Genomic DNA, 18,448 nt, shown 5'->3' on the forward strand with positions numbered 1-18,448 from the left:
CATGATGTTGACTATGGGACGGATACCGGGAGTCGGACTTGCAAAGGGGCTGTCCATCACCCTCCGCCACATGCTGCGCAAATCCGTCACCCAGCAGTATCCCGAGGTCAGGCCCTCTCTCCCGCCTCGCAGCCGCGGGGTGATCGCCCTGGTCGAGGAGAATTGCACCTCTTGCATGCTGTGTGCGCGAGAGTGCCCCGACTGGTGCATCTACATCGATTCCCACAAGGAGACGATCCCGGCACCCGAGGGCGGCCGCGCGCGCCAGCGCAACGTCCTCGACCGCTTCGCCATCGACTTCGCCCTGTGCATGTATTGCGGGATCTGCATTGAGGTGTGCCCGTTCGACGCGCTGTTCTGGTCTCCCGAGTTCGAGTACGCCGAGGGCGACATCCGTAACCTTCTGCACGAGAAGGACCGGCTCGCGACCTGGGTGCTCACCGTCCCACCGCCTCCTGCCCACGACCCCGGCGCCGAGCCGCCCAAGGAGCTCAAGGCGGCCCCTCGCCGCCCCGGCGCCCCTTCAGCTCGTCCCACCCCTCCCCGCCGCCCTCGCGACGAGACTTCCGCCACACCAGCTGCCGACCGCCCCGCCACACCAGCTCCCGAGCGCCCCGCGCCGCCAACTTCAGGTCCCTCCGCCGCATCAGCCTCAGGCCGCCCCGCGCCGCCGGCCTCCGACCGCCAGGTCGGCCCCTCCGAGACCACACCCTCGGGGACCGGGCCCGCGGAAGCGGTGACGCCTGAGACCGGCGCGTCCGAGGAGGTGCCGTCCGACACGGGGGAGGTGGCGGGCTCCGCGACGACGGGCGAGCCGTCCGGAGCCGGGCCGCGCCGTACTACTCCGTCCACGGAGCCTCCCCGGAGCGGCCCGTCATCCACAGGCGATCCTTCCGAGGAAGAGTTGTCCACAGGCTCAGGCGAGCCGCGTCCGGACGCCGGCTCGGAGGAGCAGACTGCAGGCCCAAGGCCGAGCAGGCGCCGGATGGCCGACCCTCGATCCATCCGCCCGCCCGGGCGACTCGACCCTGACGGGACAAAGGAGTCCAAGGAGGATTCGTGACCGAGGAGGTGCCCTCCTACTTGTCACCCACTGGGCAGGAGATCGTCTTCCTGCTGCTGGGTGCGGTGGCGGTCGGATCGGCGCTGCTCGTTGTCACGACCCGCCAGCTCGTGCACGCCGCCCTGTGGCTGGTCGTCTCCTTCGGCGCACTGGCCGGGTGCTACCTCGTTCTGACAGCCGAGTTCGTCGCCTGGGTCCAGGTACTCATCTACGTGGGCGCCGTCGTGGTCCTGATGCTGTTCGGCATCATGCTGACCCGCGCCCCGATCGGCCGCTCCGCCGACCTCGACAGCGGCAACCGGGTGGTGGCCGCGGGGGTGGCCCTGGCGACGGCGGCCATCCTCGTCACGGTGGTGATCGACGGCTTCCGCACCGCCTACACGCCGTTGACACCCGGTGCGGGTGCGGCCAGCGAGCTCGGCGCCAGCGTGTTCAGCACCTGGGTGCTGCCCTTCGAGGCCCTGTCCGTGCTGCTCCTGGCCGCTCTGATCGGCGCCATCGTGCTGTCCCGTACGGACATTCCCGGCGGTTCCCCAGAAGACCAGCCCGGCACCTCGACGTCCTCACCTGGCGATCCGGCCGTCCCGCCGGGCGATCGGGCCGTTCCACCAGGAGGCCCGGCCGTTCCACCGGGCGATCCGGCTGATCAGTCAGGGAGTTCGCCATCTGACCGCAGCGGGGGGCATTAGTGCACATCGTCTACCCGGCGGTCATCTCCGCGCTCCTCTTCTCCGTCGGTGTCTATGGCGTCCTCGCGCGCCGCAACACGATTCTCGTGCTCATGTCGGTCGAGCTGATGCTCAATGCCGTCAACCTCAACCTGGTCGCGTTCGACGTTTGGCTGGGCGACCGGCTGCACAGCGGCCAGGTGCTCACGCTGTTCGTCATCGTCATCGCGGCCGCCGAGGTGGGCGTGGGCCTGGCGATCGTCCTCGCCCTCTACCGCAACCGCAAGACCGTCGACATCGATCAGCTCCGGGAGCTGTCCGAGCCCGCCCCGCCCCTATCCGCCGCCACGGACGCGACCGCACGGTCGCGGGGCGGTCGCTCGCCTGATCCCGGCAAGCCCACGCCCGCTCCACCGGCTGTGACCGAGTCCGGCGGCCATCCGCCCACCCCCGGATCTCGAAATGTCGCCATGGGCGAGGCGGTCCCGTCGGGCAACGGACGTGAAGACGAGCGGTCCGCCAAGCGAGGGGGCAAGCTGTGACGACGTTCCCGCTGCTGGCCGTGCTCCTGCCCTTCGCCGCGGCCTTCGCCGGTCTGCTCCTCTCGCGTCGCCCACGCCTCCGGACTCCTGGCCCGCCCGAGACACGGGGGGCCGCGGTCCGAAGCAGGGCCGTCTGGTTCGCGGTCACCCCGACCGCCGCCTCCGCCGTGCTGGCGATCTGGCTGGCCTGGGGTCCCGGGTTCGCGTTCATCGAGGGGGCCTCGCCGGGAGAGCCCGTCGGGCGCACCTACGGCACGATCGTCACCGGCGGCATCCCGATCTCGCTGACCCTCCAGGCCGACGACCTGTCCGCCATCCTCGGCGTCCTGGTGACGCTCGTGGCGCTGGCCGTGCAGATCTACTCCGTCGGCTACCTCCACGACGACCCGCGCTACCCGTCCTACAGCGCCTTCATCAGCCTGTTCACCAGCGCGATGCTGCTCGTCGTGTATGCCGGTGACCTCCTGGTCCTCTACGTGGGCTGGGAGATCATGGGCGTCTGCTCCTACTTCCTGATCGGGCACTGGTGGGAAGACCGCGCCAATTCGCGAGCCGCCGTCAAGGCGTTCCTGGTGACGCGGCTGGGCGACGTCGGCTTCCTGTTCGGCATCTTCGTGCTCGGCGTCTCGGCGGGCAGCTTCCGCATCGACGACGTGCTGGGCAAAGTGCCCGAGATGTCCACGGGTACGCTGGTGGCCGCCACGATGCTGTTGCTCGCCGGAGTGGCGGGCAAGAGCGCGCAGGTGCCGCTGCACACCTGGCTGCCCGACGCCATGGCCGGCCCGACACCGATCAGCGCGCTGATCCACGCGGCCACCATGGTCGCCGCCGGGATCTTCATCGTGGCCAGGCTCTTTCCCGCCTTCCTGGCCGCTCGCCCGACGCTCGACGTGCTCGCGGTCATCGCCGCCCTCGGCATGCTCGGCGCCGCCCTGGCCGCTCTCGCTCAGGACGACCTGAAACGGGTGCTCGCCTACTCCACGGTCAGCCAGCTCGCCTACATGGCCGGAGGGCTCGCGGCCGGGTCCGACAGCGCCGCGATCTTCCATCTGCTCACCCACGGCGCGTTCAAGGCACTGCTGTTCCTCTGCGCGGGCGCGGTGATCCACCACATCGGCTCCAACCTGATGAGCCAGATGGGCGGGCTCCGGCGCACATTGCCGATCACCTTCGTGACCATGACGGTGGGGTTCGCCGCTCTCATGGGCATCCCACCGGCCAGCGGATTCTTCAGCAAGGACGCGCTCCTGCTCACGATGGAACGCGCGCTGACCGGTGGCCGCCTCACGGACGCCGCCGCCCTGCTCCTGTACGGCTGCGCGCTCGCCACCGTCGCCGTCACCGGCGCCTACGCCACCAGAGCCTGGCTGCGCACGTTCTTCGGAGAGGCAAGGGTGGTCGCGCTGCCCGAGCCCCAACCCGGCACGGCCCACGTGGTCGACGTCCGCGAGGCGCCGCGAACGATGCTGGTGCCCATCGTGTTGCTGGCGATCCCCGCCCTGCTGCTCGCGTTCGCCGGAGGGCTGCACCTCGACCTGGGAGTGGCCGCCCTCAGCGTCGTGCTCGCACTGCTCGGCGGCGGGGTCGTCTACGCGTTCTGGCGCAGCGACCCGGTGGCCGACCCGTCGCGCCTGCTCGGCCCGTTCCTGGTGCCGTGTGAGCGGGCGTTCCACGTCGACAGCCTGTACGCCGCCGTGTTCGTCCGCCCGACGCTGGCCCTGGCCCGGCTCGTGGTCCGCACCGACGACCGGGTGGTGGACGGAGCGGTGCGCGGCTCGGGACGCACCGCGCAGGGCCTGTCCGGGATGCTGCGGCTCGTCCAGAACGGCAATGTCCAGCTCTACGTGACCGGTCTGCTGGCCGGTGTCCTGTTGATCGTGGTGGGGGCGGTGGTGTTCACATGATGGGCTGGCTTCCCGTCGCGCTGCTCGCCGTCCCGTTGCTCGGCGCCCTGCTCCTGCTGATCTCACCGGCCCTGCTGCGGCCGGTGCTGCGCGGCTACGGGCTCGCCTTCTCGGGCGTCACGCTGGCGCTGGCCGTGGTGCTGGCGGCGACGTTCGACTACGCCCAGGCGGCCCGGCCGCAGCTCACCGTCGACCAGCCGTGGATTCCCGGCCTCGGCCTGCGGTTCCACCTGGGTGTCGACGGCATCTCGCTGCCGCTGGTCGTGCTGACGGCCCTGCTGACGTTCCTCTGCTTCGCCTATCTGAGCTGGGGTGACGCGCGTGCCCCGGGCCAGCTTCTGACGCCTGCCACTGGTCGGCCGAGAGCGCTGGTGTTCACGCTGCTCGTCCTCGAAGTCGGCATGATCGGCACGTTCCTGGCCCTCGACCTGCTGCTGTTCTTCGTGTTCTTCGAGGTCGTGCTGATCCCGATGTACTTCCTGATCGCCATCTGGGGAGGCAAGGGCCGCCGGGGCGCGTCGATCAAGTTCATCCTCTACACGCTGCTCGGCTCGGTCGTGATGCTGCTCGGCCTGCTGCTCATCTGGGCCCAGACCGGCACCCTGGACATCGTCGCCCTGAGCCAGGCGCACGGCGCGGGCATGTCGAGGGGAGTGCAGGTCCTCGCGTTCGCGGCGGTCGGGATCGGCCTGGCGGTCAAGACGCCCATGTGGCCGCTGCACACGTGGCTGCCTGACGCGCACACGGAGGCTCCGACCGTCGGCTCCGTGCTGCTGGCCGGGGTGCTGCTGAAGATGGGCACGTACGGCTTCGCCAGGATCGCCATCCCCATCCTGCCCGAGGGGGCGGTGGTGATCGCGCCGTGGCTGGGCGCCCTGGCGGTGGTCGGCATCGTCTACGGCTCCCTGGCCTGCCTGGCCCAGCGCGACCTCAAACGGATGATCGCCTATTCCTCCGTGGGGCACATGGGGTTCGTGCTGCTCGGGTTCGCCACGCTGACCACGGTGGGCATCAACGGAGCCTTGTTCGCCAACGTCGCCCACGGCCTGATCACCGGCCTGCTGTTCTTCCTCGCCGGCGCGATCAAGGAACGGTACGGCACCGCCGACATGCCCTCGCTGGGCGGCGGCATGCTGGCCATCCTGCCGCACCTGGGAGCCGTCCTGACCTTCGCCGCGATCGCCTCGCTCGGCATCCCTGGGCTGGCCGGGTTCTGGGGAGAGATGCTGGCCCTCCTCGGCGCCTTCCAGCCGGCCGCGGCGTTGCCACGCGGGTTGTTCCTCGTCTTCATGGCGATCGGCGGGCTCGGAGCAGTGCTGACGGCGGCGTACTTCCTCGTCATGCTGTCGCGCGTGACCCACGGCCGCCCGGCCCGGCCGGCGCTCAGCCTGGCCGCGACGCACCCCGCTCCGGCCGTGGCGGTCGCGGGCCCGGAGGAGACGGGCTCCGGAGCAGCGGAGTCCCAGCCGGAGGAGTTGGGGGCCGGGGCAGCGGAGTCCCAGCCGGAGGAGTTCGGGGCAGCGGAGCCGTGGCCGGAGGAGGGCCGTCGGCCGGCCGAGGTGATCGAGACGGAGCCGTCCGCTCCCAAGGCGGAGGCGATGCGTGACATCAGGGGCTACGAGCTGGTCGCCTGGGTGCCGTTGATCGTGCTGATCCTGCTGTTCGGCCTCTGGCCCAAACTGCTTCTCTCGCTCACCACACCGGCGGTGCAGACCCTGCTGGGAGCCCTGTCATGATCCAGCAGATCCACTTCTTCGTGATCGCTCCCCCTCTGGTGCTGGCGCTCGCGGCCGGGCTCGTGCTGCTGCTCGACGCCTTCCTGCCCGCCGGTCGGCGTACCACGGTCGGGCTGGGGCTGGTCAGCCTCGCCGGGGTGCTCATCGCTCTGGGGTTCGTCGTGGCACAGGCCGCCCGGGGCGGGCGGACCCTGGCCACGTTCTGCGTCCCGGACGCCCTCGCCAGGGCCACGGGCGCCTCCGGACCGGCCGGGGGCCAGGAAGCAGCGGGCGGCACGGGGTTGTGCTCGTTCGTGGCCGACCGGTTCACCCTGATCTTCGCCGGTCTGGTGCTGGTGGCCGCCGTGGTGATCGTGCTGATGTCGATGACCGAGCTGGCCGGCGGCGGCATCCCGGTCGGAGAGTGGTACTTCCTCCTGCTGTGCACGCTGGTCGGCGCCGTGACGCTGCCCGCCTCCCGTGACCTGATCATGCTCGTGGTGGCCCTCGAACTGGTGTCGCTTCCGGTCTTCGCCCTCACGGCGCTGAAACGCTACGACGGGCGCTCGTCGGAGGCCGCGATCAAGTTGTTCCTGGTCTCGGTCGTGTCGACGGCGATCATGCTGTTCGGCGTGTCGCTGCTCTACGGCGTCACGGGCTCGGTCCACCTGTCGCGGATCGCCGCCGTGCTCAGCGGCGCGAGCCCGCCCCCCGTGGCGTTCGCCCCCACCCTGGAGGCCGCCCACGGTCTGCCCGCCGTCGTCACGGTCGGCGTCGTGCTGGTCGCGGCGGGGTTCGGATTCAAGATCGCCGCAGTGCCGTTCCACGCCTGGGCGCCGGACGTCTACCAGGGCGCGCCCATCCCGGTCGCCGCGCTGCTGTCGGTGATCTCCAAGGCGGCCGGGTTCGCGGGGCTCATCCTGCTGCTGGTCACCGCCCTGGCCGGGCAGGCCACCACCTGGTCGCCGATCATCGCGATCGTCGCGGCACTCACCATGACGGCGGGCAACCTGCTGGCCATGCGCCAGCGCTCCGCCGTACGCCTGCTGGCCTGGTCCTCGGTCGCGCAGTCGGGCTACATCCTGGCGCCGATCGCGGTGGCCTCCCGACCGGGGGCGTCGGGCGATGCCCTGCTGTCCGGTGCGGTCGGCGCCTCCGTCGCCTACCTCGTCATCTACGCCGCGATGAACCTGGGCGCGTTCGCCGTGGTCATGACCGTCTCCAGGACGGCGACGCGCAACGAGCTCGACGACTATCGAGGGCTCGCCTTCCGCAGCCCGGTGGCGGCGCTCGCGCTGGCGTTCTGCCTGATCTGCCTGGCCGGGCTTCCCCCCGGGCTGGCAGGCCTCTTCGCCAAGATCGTGGTCTTCCGCGAGCTCGTCGACGGCGGCTCCGGCTGGCTGGCGGTGGTCATGGCGGTCAACACGGTGATCGGGCTCTACTACTACGTGCTCTGGGCAGGCAGGCTCTTCACTCCCACCCCCGCCGTCACCGCCGCCCGGCGGCCGTTCCCCGCCACCTGGGTGGCCGCCGGGCTGGCGGTCGCGCTGGCTGTGGTGTTCTCCGTCGCTCCCCAACTCGTTCTCGACCTGGCCACGGCTTCAGGATGATCGGCGGCGGCGAACCGCCGGCGGGAACACCAGGGAACGTTGTACCGGGGGATGCTCGTTGGACCAGGTGAACCCGGACCATGAAGGGGGGAACCTTGCACCACAACGGTCTGCGTACCGCCATCCTGCTCGGCGGCCTGTCAGCACTGATCCTCGCGTTGGGCGCGTGGTTGGGCGGCAGCACCGGCCTGCAGATCGCGTTCGTGCTGGCCGTGGCGAGCAACGGCTTCGCGTACTTCTTCTCGGACCGGATCGCGCTGTCCGCCATGCGGGCCCGCCCGGTGAGCGAGGTCGAGCAGCCCACCCTCTACCGCATCGTCCGCGACCTCTCCACCCAGGCCCGTCAGCCGATGCCGCGCCTGTACATCTCGCCGACCATCCAGCCCAACGCGTTCGCCACCGGCCGCAGCCCGCGCCAGGCCGCCGTCTGCGTGACGTACGGGCTGACGCAGTTGCTCGATGAGCGGGAGCTGCGCGGGGTGATCGGGCACGAGCTGTCCCACGTGTACAACCGCGACATCCTCATCTCGTCCGTGGCGGGTGCGCTGGCCACGATGATCACCTGGCTCAGCTACGTGGCCGTCTTCTTCGGCGGCTCCGACGATGACGAGGGCCCCGGTTTCCTCGGCGCGCTGCTCATGATGGTGCTCGGACCGGTCGCGGCCGGCATGGTCCAGATGGCGGTCTCCCGCACGAGGGAATACCAGGCCGATGAGTCGGGCGCCATGCTGACCGGTGACCCGCTGGCGCTGGCCTCGGCGCTGCGCAAGATCGAGATGGGTGCCCGTCGTCTCCCCCTCCCCGAGAACAGCCGCCTGACCTCCGCCTCCCACATGATGATCGCCAACCCGTTCAGCGGATCGGGCTTCGGCCGGCTCTTCTCGTCGCACCCGCCCACGTCGGAGCGGGTGGCCCGGCTCGAGCGCATGGCCGGCTACCGCCGCTAGAGGACCGCTAGAGGTCACGCCGCGCCAGCGCCGGAGGCCATGTCGGGACCGCCGCCAGAGGTCACGTCGCGGCCCAGAAGACCAACCGCCGGTTCTCCGCCCGGCCCGCATGGCGACCACCAAGCCGCATATCGGAAGAACTCATCACAGGAGCTCCAATGCCAGGAGATCCACCATCAGAACCCGCATAGCCGCCGCGTCTGCGCCAGAATCACGGTCATGGGACGAGCTCCACGACTCAGCGCGGCCGAGCGCAGGCTGTGGGACGCCTTTCCCACCGGCGAATTCGTGGAGTTCGCGCCGGTCAAAGGCTCCGCGGGCCGTCCAGCGGGTGAGAACGCGCCGACGGACGGCGACACCTGGGGCCCCGAGCGCACCGTACGAGCCCAAGTGATCACATCCCTGCTGCTCGGCGCCCGCGACCCGGGCGCCGGCGCGGTCCCCGCGATCCGGTTGCGCGGCGCCAGGATCACCGGCCCGCTCACGATCCTGGGCGGCAACGTGGAGCACGAGCTCGTGCTCAGCGGCTGCCACCTGGACGAACCCGTCCAGCTCACCGGCACGACGACCCGTACGGTCCGGTTGACCGACTGCTCGTTACCCGGGTTCAGCGGCGGCGGAATGCGGGTGGCCGGGCACCTCAGCCTCTCCGGCTCGAACATCACCGGCACCGTCCGCATCGCCCGCGCCCAGTTCGAGAGCGGGCTCTGGCTGGCCGGCACCAAGGTGACCGGCGACGACGAGTGGGCCCTCTACGCCGGGTCCATGGTGGTCGAAGCCGGGGCGAACATGAACAACGCCGACTTCACCGGCGGTGTCCGGCTGGTCGGCACCCGGCTCAACGGAGATCTCATCTTGGAGGGGGCGACCCTCCGCAATCCCGGCAAGAACGCGCTCACCGCCGACAACATGGTCGTCGAGGACACCATGCAGTGCACCCGCGGCTTCACCGCGCTGGGCTGCCTGCGGCTGCGCGGTGCCCGGATCGGCAGCACGTTCGAGCTCAGAGGCGTCGTACGCAGCCCCGACACGCCGTACGCGGTGCACGCCAGCCACATGGAGGCCCGCGAATTCCACCTCGCACCGGCCGAACCCATCGAAGGCGTGGTCAGCCTCGCCCACTCACGTTTCGGCACCTTGCAGGACGATCCAGACACCTGGCCCGACAAACTCCGCCTGAACGGCCTGACCTACGACCGGCTGCGCGGCAGCGGCGTCGCCCGCAGGATCGGCTGGGCCGGTCGTGACCCGGAAGGTTTCCGCCCGCAGCCGTACGAGCAACTGGCCGCCTGGTACCTCCGCGACGGCAACGACGCGCTCGCCCGTCGCGCTCAGCTCGCCAAGCTCCGCGCCAGACGGCGCACGCAGGGCCGCGGCCGGCGGGTGTGGGGCTGGCTGCTCGACGCCACCGTCGGGTACGGGTACCGCCCGTGGCTGGCCGGCGTGTGGTTCGGAATCCTGCTGCTGGCCGGCACCGTGGCGTTCGCCTTCAACCCGCCGCGCGCGCTGAAGCCGGCCGAAAGCCCCGTTTTCGACTCCTTCGCCTACACCTTCGACCTGCTGCTGCCGCTGCCCGCGTTCGGACAGCGGGAGTTGTTCGACCCGGCGGGATGGACGCAGGGGCTGGCGTACGGGCTGGTCGTCTCGGGCTGGATCCTGGCCACGGCGCTGATCGCCGGGGCTACGCGGGTGCTCCGCCCCCAGTGATCTTGCGCAGGATGGACGCGAGGTCCTGCGGGAAGATCGTCTCGGCCGTGGTGTCCAGCTCATCGGCACTCCACCATCGGTGCTCGATCGTGGTCGCCTTCTCGATCTCCTCCATGTGCTCGAACGAGATCTCCACCTGACCGACCCGGACCGCGAAGAACGTCTGGTCCTGGACGATCGCGTACTGGTCAAAGAAGAACTCGATCGTGCTCGTGCCGTACGGGCCGGTGAGCTCGCCGGCGTCGGCCCGGATCCCGACCTCCTCGTGCATCTCGCGGGCGGCGGCCTCCTGAAGGGTCTCGCCTTCCTCCAGCGCTCCGCCGATCGTGAACCAGTAGCGTCTACCGGGCTCGGCGGGATCGAACCCGTGCAGCAGCAGGACACGACCGTGGTCGTCGATGGGCAGCGCGCGTGCGGTGAACCTGCGCAGGGGGATCTTCGTCACACGGCGAGCTTACGGACTCCGACTGACACCTCGCCATGAGCGAACCCTCTTGATACGGCCGTACCATATTGATGGGAGAGGCGATGGCGAGCAGAGCCTTGGTCCTGGGCGGTGGCGGGTACGTCGGCATCGCGTGGTAGATCGGCGTCCTGGCCGGTCTGGCCGAGCACGGCATCGACCTGCGCGACGCCGATCTGATGATCGGCACCTCCGCCGGAGCCCGTGGCAGGCGCCCAACTCGCCGCCGGTGCAGACCTCAAGCAGCTGTACGCCAGGCAGCTCACGCCGCCGGACGGTGAGCGTGCCCCCAAGACACACCCATTCGCCCTGGTACGCCTGCTGTGGGCGCCGAGACCGGCGAACGCGCCACCTTCGACGCCGCGAGCGGGGCTGACCAGGTGGCTTCCCGGATCGCCCGGATCTGGCGCGTTGCCGGGGAAGGCTAGGCCTGTAGGAGCGAGGCGGCCGGCGTACCCCGGGGGTCTCCGTGGAAGGGACCCCGGCGATGGCCGCGTAGACCATGCTGCCACTCGGGCCTGGCCGCACCGGCCGTGAGCAGCCGCTCGACGGTGGATCGAGGTGGGCGTGCTTGATGGGGCCGGCCCCCGAGTCAGCGCCGGCCCCACCGTCAGGTGCGGCGTTTACCAGGTGCCGAGGACGAGGCGTCCGGCGACGGGGCCCAGTTGGTAGGGGCCGGAGGTGTACCACTTGCCGGCGTAGGTGACGCCGCTCTTCCAGACGTGGTAGCTGAAGGTGCCGTCGGAGTCTTGGTAGGTGGCGACGATGTCGTCTTTGCCGTCTCCGTCGACGTCGCCGGAGGCGACGCGGTCTCCGGTGTTGGCCATGGTCCAGCCGCCGGAGGTGTAGTCGGCGGCGCGGTTGAAGCCGGATCCGGTGGAGGTCCACCGGTAGATGGACATGGTTCCGTCGCCGTCGTCGCGCATCATGGCGGGTTCGGCTTTGCCGTCGCCGGTGAGGTCGGCCAGGACGAGGCGTCCGGCGACCGGGCCCAGTTGGTAGGGGCCGGAGGTGTACCACTTGCCGGCGTAGGTGACGCCGCTCTTCCAGACGTGGTAGCTGAAGGTGCCGTCGGAGTTCTGGTAGGTGGCGACGATGTCGTCTTTGCCGTCTCCGTCGACGTCGCCGGAGGCGACGCGGTCTTCGGTGTTGGCCATGGTCCAGCCGCCGGAGGTGTAGTCGCTGGCCCGGTTGAAGCCGGATCCGGTGGAGGTCCACCGGTAGATGGACATGGTTCCGTCGCCGTCGTCGCGCATCATGGCGGGTTCGGCTTTGCCGTCGCCGGTGAGGTCGGCCAGGACGAGGCGTCCGGCGACGGGGCCTAGCTGGAACGGGCCGGAGGTGTACCACTTGCCGGCGTAGGAGACGCCGCTCTTCCAGACGTGGAAGCTGAAGGTGCCGTCGGAGTTCTGGTAGGCGGCGACGATGTCGTCCTTGCCGTCTCCGTCGACGTCACCGGAAGCGACCCGGTCTCCGGTGTTGGCCATGGTCCAGCCACCGGAGGTGTAGTCGCTGGCCCGGCTGAAACCGGATCCGGTGGAGGTCCACCGGTAGATCGACATGGATCCGTCACCGTCATCACGCATCATCGCAGGAGCGCTGCGGCCAGAGGTGGAACAGTTGCGGCTGGTGACGTTGCGCCAGGTCTGGTTGTTCGATCCGCCGTAGGTGACGCCGTTGAAGGTCGGCCTGACCTTTTCGGCGCCCGCGTAGCCCCAGCTGGCCGAGCCGTTGCCGTCGGCGTCATAGCCGAGCTCGAAGTGCAGGTGCGGATGGTCGTTGGAGGTGGGGCCGGTCCTGCCGACCTTGCCGATCACCGTTCCCGCCGACACCTTCGTCCCGACCGAGACGGCCCGGGACTGCAAGTGCAGGTAGGTGGTGTAGTAGCGGCCGCCGTGGTTGATCTGGATCACGTTGCCGGCGTTGCTGTGGTAATAGGACTGATTCACCGTACCGGCGGCGGGGGAGATGAGGGTGGCACCCTCGGTGCCGTGCTGGTCCGGCTCCTTCACCATGTCGAGCGCGGGGGCGTGACCCCAGGTGTCCAGCCGCCACTTCTGGTCGCAGGGGAAGGGCAACTGCAGATTGGGGGCGGCGCCGGCGACTGCCGGGCTCGCCGTGACGAGCAACCCGGAGGTCGCGAGGAGCGCGGTGGTGATGGCGACTCGTGAGGCGATGGATTTGGACATGAGGTACCTCCAGAGAACCGGCGGCCTATTCCTGATCGAGACAAGTGCGCGTTGCAGTCCGGAAACCCGGCTGAGCACATGGGACCGGGCGGGCCGCCTCAGGCCTGGGACCATGGCTCTCCGGCGCTGGGCCGGCAGTTCGACGTTCTCGGGGCGTGCGCTGTGTCAGAACCAGGTGCCGAAGTGAGGGTGAAGGCGTACTGGGTGACGGGGGCGATGGCGCCGTGGAGCTGCTGGCCGCCACTGCGGGCGACGGCCTGCCGGCGTCCCCGGCGACGAGCCCCAGCGTCGCGACTGCCGGTGCGGCACCAAACGGCGAGAGCGCGGAGGAGTGCGGACGATCTCCTCAATCGCGCCCTCAACTCAGAGGGATTGACTGGACAACGACAGACTCCCGGCCAGCGCTGTAATTCCGCTGTAACTTCTCTGCAAACAGCGCTACAGCCCGGGTGAACACCGGTCCGGATCGCCCAGATCTGGCGCGTTGCGGAGAAAAGCTAGGCGAGTTAGTCCTGGGCCGACGAGGCGCGCGGTCGCGAGCGGGCCTGGTCACACCGGCCGTGAGCAGCCGCTTGACGGTAAAGGCGCGGGTGAAGACCGTGCGGCTAGCCCTCGGTCACTCCACGCCAAGGGTCACGCTGGGGGAGTGGCCCGAGGCACAGGAGAAGACGCGTGCCCTCGTGGACAGCGCGCTCGGCCGTGTGCCCCGGATGTGCCCTCCGCGCTCCTCATAACGGTAAACCGCCAGGTCAGAGCGGTGAAATAGGCCCTTGCTAGCGGTAGTTGACGAACTGCAGGGCGATGTCGAGATCCTTGCCCTTGAGCAGGGAGATGACGTCCTGAAGGTCGTCCTTCTTCTTCGAACTGACCCGGAGCTCCTCGCCCTGGATCTGGGCCTTGATGCCCTTGGGCCCCTCGTCGCGGATCAGCTTGGAGATCTTCTTGGCGTTCTCCTGGTCGATGCCCTCCTTGAGGCTCACCAGCATGCGGTATTCCTTGCCGGACAGCTTGGGCTCACCCGCGTCGAGGGTTTTCAGGGAGAGGCCCCGCTTGACCACCTTCTCCTTGAACACGTCGAGCACGGCGTTGGCCCGCTCCTCGCTGTTCGCCTTGATCTCGATGTTCTCCTGACCGGACCAGTTGATGCTCGCCCCGGTGCCCTTGAAGTCGAAGCGGTGTCCGATCTCCTTGACCGTCTGGTTCAGCGCGTTGTCGACCTCCTGGCGGTCGATCTTGCTGACGATGTCGAAAGATGAATCGGCCAAAGCGCACATCCTCTCAGCTGCGAACGCATGTATGTGGTGCCCGGCTCCAGGTCTCGCGGACCACGAACGCGTCCCCGTGAACACGAACCCCAGCAAACGAGCCTAGCCAGCATCGCGCCAACGTGCAGGACGGCAGGCCCGTACTCAGCCCTGTAGGCCGACAGATGATCGCGTGTGAGCACATCAGGCAGGCGTCATTTAGGTAATCGGGATCAGCCCTCCTGGACGCCGCAGGGTGGCACTGACCAGGATGCCCGGCCTGATCACCGACTAGCAGATCTTCGGCGGTCACCTCGGTGGCCCCGAGTGCGCTCAAGGCGTTCACCACGCACAACGACCAGGTCGCGGTCCCGTCGCCGCTGTTCCGGCGGAGTGGGCAACCATGATCCGACGCGGGACAAACCGGTGTCACGTACACCGCAGAAGTCCGCTATTCTTCTGTCTGTCGCCGCGAGAGCGGAAGGCACGGCAGGTTGCCCGAGTGGCCAAAGGGAGCGGTCTGTAAAACCGTCGGCTCAGCCTACGCAAGTTCGAACCTTGCACCTGCCACACCAGCGGGAAGAGGCCCGTCACCAGCGGAAACGCGGTGACGGGCCTCTCTCATTGATCGCCCGGAAGTACCCGTGATTCCCCCTGTTTCCCTGTGGCATCTGGCACGGATCTGGCACGGCGATCACCCGCGTTCGGTTGCCCGTGCGGACGCACGCACCTCTCCCCCGGCTCTTCCCGTCACCGTCGTCCCACCCGTCAGAGGAGCGGGCTGGAGTTGACATCTTGCTTGCAAAGACGCATGCCGATCTTGGGCAACCAGGGGAGACGCAGCTCACGGTGCTGATCTCGCTCCCTGTGACTCTCCGCCATTTCTCCTTGTTCCCCTTTCCCTCGGGTACGCCACGGGCATGGCTGCAATCGTCAGACTCCTGTCTCAGCGTCTTTCTGGCCTTGATCAGTTTCGGTACGCTCCGGCCATGAGAGTCCGCTCCGGATTCATGATGACCATGGCTGGTTTGGCGGTAACGGCTCTCCTGCTGGGTGGGCTTGCGTACATGACCCTGATGGCGTTCACCGGTTCGGAGTGCACTTCCGATGAGGAAGGCCTGATCCCGGTGCTGGCAGCACAGAAGATCCTCACTGCCCACCCGGAAAAAGCCGCCGTCCAGGACGGGTACACCGGATGCTTCGCGGACGATCCGTTCCCCTACGCGGGGAACTTCTACGAATTCACAGGGCCGATGGATGGCGGCCAGTCGTCACCGAAGAGCCCTCGGAGGACATCTGTTACACCAGGAAGATCGGAAGAGGCCACAGCGTTCCTCTCGGGTACCGTCTCACCCGCGACGACGGCGCAGACGCATCGCTCACCCTCTGGTATGAGCGGCAGCGTGACCACTCGGACTTGATCACCTCCGTCGAATCGAAAAGCGAGGCGACCCCAGGATGCCTGCGAGAGCCGGATCACTGTTGTCGCACATCGGAAAGTACACAGCTGGTACACAAAGTGCGCACATCGCCTCTATCCCCCATACAGCCACGTTCCTGGCCAGGAAATCTTCTAGGGATGCCATCTCCGCATTTGGCCCGGTTAGCGCTAGGCTAGGTTTTCTATGACGGTAAACAACGCCTCCCCCCCGCCGACGCCCCCCGTGTCGCCCGAAGACGCGTTGCTCAGGATCAGCAAAGCTGACAAAAAAACATTACGCCTCTTCGCTGAAGGGGTAAGCCTAACCGGCCGAACGACTAGGCCCATCAACGAACTGACGGAGCAGGTCTGCGCTGATCGACTTAACCTGTCTGCCCATTTCCTGCAGAGCGGAGAGAAGTTTCTCAGGATGAGGCCTGCTGAGTACCGGAGCGCGATTAGTCGATTCTATTATAGTATGTACCATTCCGCCAGGGCGGTAGTATACTTTTGGCACGGTGGAGACGATTTCCAATCTCATGCCGATCTACCGACAAATCTACCGAGAGACTTCCAAGATTTCGCCCTATGGGGCAATGCGATAAAGAACGCGCGAAACCGCCGCAATGCGGCCGACTATGACCCATATCCCTTGGACAACAAAAATTTGCGCTCCATTGCGCAGGGACTCGCCACAGAAGCCCCCCAACTTTTGGCACAATCCAAACAGTATTTGCGTTCGAAGGGCTGTAGTTACATATGAGCATCGGAATGGTCCCCGACATCCCTGAATTCATTCGCCGCGAGTTCAAAAGCCGCGGTAATATACGTGTGCATGATGTCGCCATCAGGCCATATCCGGACGAGATGAACTATATTGTCCTGGTGGCGGAATCAGATCTCGCTAGAGCTGCCGAGATTGGGAATGAGCTCGATGGCGAAATATCAACGAGCGACGTCAGAGCCTTCATTATTGTCAGGAAGGCCCCTCGTGAACTTGTAGATAAGTCAGCAGAGCCATTGCTTAGCGGGGTGCAAGATGAGCGAGCCTCTGAGCTCGCACGGCTCACTAGTGCCAGATCGCGGGTGTCCGAAGCACAGCCAAGCTTGTCTTACATTCGTGATGCGCACATCAACCTAACAGCCATAGCATCTCCTCGCCACCATCTCATCTTCGGCCGTCGTGGTGCAGGAAAGACGGCATTGCTAGTAGAAGCGCGGAGCTCATTGCCCCAAGACGACACCATCTCATGCTGGGTCAATATGCAGACGCTGAGAAACGAGAGCCTGAGTCGCGCCTTTCTCTACGTAGTTGAGGAGATTCTGGCTGCAATCGTTAGTCGCCAGCAGCAACTACAAGCCCAATCCGCCGTTTCCGTACAAGCCGTGAGATTGTACGAAAAGGTCGGTCAGATGTTGGCACGCGATGACGAGAACGAGCAAAGCACTATACGGCTAATCCCCGACATACAGCGGACCGTCAAGAGGTTTCTTACTACAAACGACATTCGTCTCTTCATTTTTGTAGATGATTTCTACTACATTCTCCGGAGTCAGCAGCCGAAGCTTCTCGACATGCTCCACGGGTGTATCCGCGACTGTGACGCCTGGCTCAAAATTGCCTCGATACGTCATCTAACGCGCTGGTATCAGTCCTCACCTCCCCTGGGGCTGCAAACCATGCATGATGCTGAGCTTCTAGACCTGGACGTTACGCTACAGGAACCCGAGTGGGCGAAGAGATTTCTGGAGAGCATCCTGCTCCAATACGCTAAGCATGTTGGAGTCCCTACACTTACTAGGCTATTTCATAGCACAGCGCTCGATCGCCTTGTGCTAGCTTCTGGAGCGGTTCCACGGGATTATTTGATCCTTGCTGGCAGTTCTATCGAGAAGGCGAAGCGGCGCCCCAACGCAAAGCTAGTAGGTGTGCAGGATGTCAATCGCGCTGCTGGCGATGCTGCACAAGTAAAGCTCCAAGAGCTTGAAGAGGATATGGCCTCAAGTATCTCCTCGGCGGGCCGGACGCTGGAGGCGCTCAGAATCGTGCGCAGCTTCTGCCTTGATGAAATGAGTCATACTTACTTCCTTATCAGCTACCGAGAGAAGGAGGAATACGCCGATCGGTATAACGTGCTAACGGACCTTCTCGATCTTCGACTCATTCACCTGGTAGATGGTGGCGTGTCTGACGCTCACTCCGCTGGCCACCGACTTGAGGCCTACATGCTAGATCTCAGTCAATTCTCGGGCTCCCGACTCAAGCAGGGTATACGCGTCCTTGACTACGTTAATGGGCGTATGCTTTCTCACAAGACGAGAACGGCTAGCACAGGAAAGCCTGACAAGGCAGGCGATACACCTTTGAAGCTCATCGCCATTCTTCGGACAGCACCCAAATTTGGGCTAGAGCGACTTGCGCACCTTGTCGAGCGCTAATCGTTCGAGGTTCCTGCGCAGTCTTCCCCTGCCGAGACCGGGACGGCGCTCCAGGCCATCGTGTGCGGAACTGAACAGGAGCGATGCAGGGCGCCGCCGCGAAAGCCGAATGCCGGCGCAGAGACGACTGAGCGCTTAGGAGCTAGAGACCTCTCCTCTCCTTGGCGCTTGCGCTCAGCTACCTTCACACGTCCTGCCTCTTCAGCAGCCGAACCCGTACCGTGACCGGCTTCACAACCCGGTGCGCTGCCATTGAGCTAGGTCGCCATTGGGCGGCGGTCAGGCACTCGCGATGATCGGAATGCCAACGCTGCCAAGACTGGCGCTCACGTAGCGGGCCGGGTGGTTGACCGTATGAACCTGGCTGTCGCCGGGATGCCACGTGACCGTGGCGAACTAGTGCTCGCCATCAAAGGAGCCCTGAAGCTTTACAGCCCGCCCTGTACTACATCGGTAGATCTTTAAGTCGTTCGCCAGCGTGACTGTGGGTGTATCGGCGATGGTCTGCGAGTGACCTTGTGCCTCACCTACGATCTG

Annotated in this window: 13 protein-coding genes and 1 tRNA gene; 11 read left to right on the forward strand and 3 right to left on the reverse strand. The window is 66.8% G+C overall.

Annotation, left to right across the window (positions count from 1 at the left end; translation table 11 throughout):
- The first annotated feature begins 70 nt into the window (after window positions 1–70).
- From AB0I38_RS33810 to AB0I38_RS33845, 8 genes are all read left to right on the forward strand, one after another.
- Window positions 71–1,063: a NuoI/complex I 23 kDa subunit family protein gene (locus tag AB0I38_RS33810; RefSeq protein ID WP_358490015.1), complete on the forward strand. Its 993-nt coding sequence runs from the start codon at window positions 71–73 to the stop codon at window positions 1,061–1,063.
- The gene (locus AB0I38_RS33815; RefSeq protein ID WP_358490019.1) at window positions 1,060–1,752 is read left to right on the forward strand and encodes an NADH-quinone oxidoreductase subunit J family protein; all 693 of its coding nucleotides are present in this window, start codon (window positions 1,060–1,062) and stop codon (window positions 1,750–1,752) included. Before AB0I38_RS33810 ends, AB0I38_RS33815 begins: the two co-directional genes overlap by 4 nt.
- The gene (gene nuoK, locus AB0I38_RS40445; protein WP_436838799.1) at window positions 1,752–2,273 is read left to right on the forward strand and encodes an NADH-quinone oxidoreductase subunit NuoK; all 522 of its coding nucleotides are present in this window, start codon (window positions 1,752–1,754) and stop codon (window positions 2,271–2,273) included. The genes AB0I38_RS33815 and nuoK overlap by 1 nt, the downstream gene beginning before the upstream one ends.
- Complete coding sequence (locus AB0I38_RS33825) at window positions 2,270–4,177, forward strand: NADH-quinone oxidoreductase subunit 5 family protein (protein ID WP_358490022.1); 1,908 nt, start codon at window positions 2,270–2,272, stop codon at window positions 4,175–4,177. The genes nuoK and AB0I38_RS33825 overlap by 4 nt, the downstream gene beginning before the upstream one ends.
- Window positions 4,177–5,913 (forward strand): complex I subunit 4 family protein, encoded by a 1,737-nt coding sequence (locus tag AB0I38_RS33830; protein WP_436838800.1) that lies wholly within the window; start codon window positions 4,177–4,179, stop codon window positions 5,911–5,913. Before AB0I38_RS33825 ends, AB0I38_RS33830 begins: the two co-directional genes overlap by 1 nt.
- The gene (locus tag AB0I38_RS33835; RefSeq protein ID WP_358490030.1) at window positions 5,910–7,502 is read left to right on the forward strand and encodes an NADH-quinone oxidoreductase subunit N; all 1,593 of its coding nucleotides are present in this window, start codon (window positions 5,910–5,912) and stop codon (window positions 7,500–7,502) included. The genes AB0I38_RS33830 and AB0I38_RS33835 overlap by 4 nt, the downstream gene beginning before the upstream one ends.
- 95 nt (window positions 7,503–7,597) lie before the next feature.
- The gene (gene htpX, locus AB0I38_RS33840) at window positions 7,598–8,449 is read left to right on the forward strand and encodes a zinc metalloprotease HtpX (protein WP_358490055.1); all 852 of its coding nucleotides are present in this window, start codon (window positions 7,598–7,600) and stop codon (window positions 8,447–8,449) included.
- Between the two features lie 219 nt (window positions 8,450–8,668).
- The gene (locus AB0I38_RS33845; protein WP_358490033.1) at window positions 8,669–10,156 is read left to right on the forward strand and encodes a hypothetical protein; all 1,488 of its coding nucleotides are present in this window, start codon (window positions 8,669–8,671) and stop codon (window positions 10,154–10,156) included.
- Here AB0I38_RS33845 and AB0I38_RS33850 read toward each other — a convergent pair.
- The 3 genes from AB0I38_RS33850 to AB0I38_RS33860 all read right to left on the reverse strand — a co-directional run bounded on the left by AB0I38_RS33850 (window position 10,131) and on the right by AB0I38_RS33860 (window position 14,073).
- Window positions 10,131–10,601: an NUDIX hydrolase gene (locus AB0I38_RS33850; RefSeq protein WP_358490035.1), complete on the reverse strand. Its 471-nt coding sequence runs from the start codon at window positions 10,599–10,601 to the stop codon at window positions 10,131–10,133. The genes AB0I38_RS33845 and AB0I38_RS33850 overlap by 26 nt on opposite strands.
- 641 nt (window positions 10,602–11,242) lie before the next feature.
- Complete coding sequence (locus AB0I38_RS33855; RefSeq protein ID WP_358490038.1) at window positions 11,243–12,808, reverse strand: M23 family metallopeptidase; 1,566 nt, start codon at window positions 12,806–12,808, stop codon at window positions 11,243–11,245.
- A gap of 773 nt (window positions 12,809–13,581) precedes the next feature.
- The gene (locus tag AB0I38_RS33860) at window positions 13,582–14,073 is read right to left on the reverse strand and encodes a YajQ family cyclic di-GMP-binding protein (protein ID WP_358490041.1); all 492 of its coding nucleotides are present in this window, start codon (window positions 14,071–14,073) and stop codon (window positions 13,582–13,584) included.
- Window positions 14,074–14,540: 467 nt separating this feature from the next.
- Between AB0I38_RS33860 and AB0I38_RS33865 the strand changes: the two genes are divergently transcribed.
- The 3 genes from AB0I38_RS33865 to AB0I38_RS33875 all read left to right on the forward strand — a co-directional run bounded on the left by AB0I38_RS33865 (window position 14,541) and on the right by AB0I38_RS33875 (window position 17,911).
- A tRNA-Tyr gene (locus tag AB0I38_RS33865) sits at window positions 14,541–14,622 on the forward strand.
- 350 nt (window positions 14,623–14,972) lie between these two features.
- Window positions 14,973–15,473, forward strand: a complete 501-nt coding sequence (locus AB0I38_RS33870) for a hypothetical protein (RefSeq protein WP_358490044.1) — start codon at window positions 14,973–14,975, stop codon at window positions 15,471–15,473.
- Between the two features lie 770 nt (window positions 15,474–16,243).
- Complete coding sequence (locus AB0I38_RS33875; RefSeq protein WP_358490045.1) at window positions 16,244–17,911, forward strand: hypothetical protein; 1,668 nt, start codon at window positions 16,244–16,246, stop codon at window positions 17,909–17,911.
- The last annotated feature ends 537 nt before the right edge of the window (window positions 17,912–18,448 follow it).

The sequence above is a fragment of the Nonomuraea cavernae genome, assembly GCF_040655715.1.
GTDB lineage: Bacteria > Actinomycetota > Actinomycetes > Streptosporangiales > Streptosporangiaceae > Nonomuraea > Nonomuraea cavernae_A.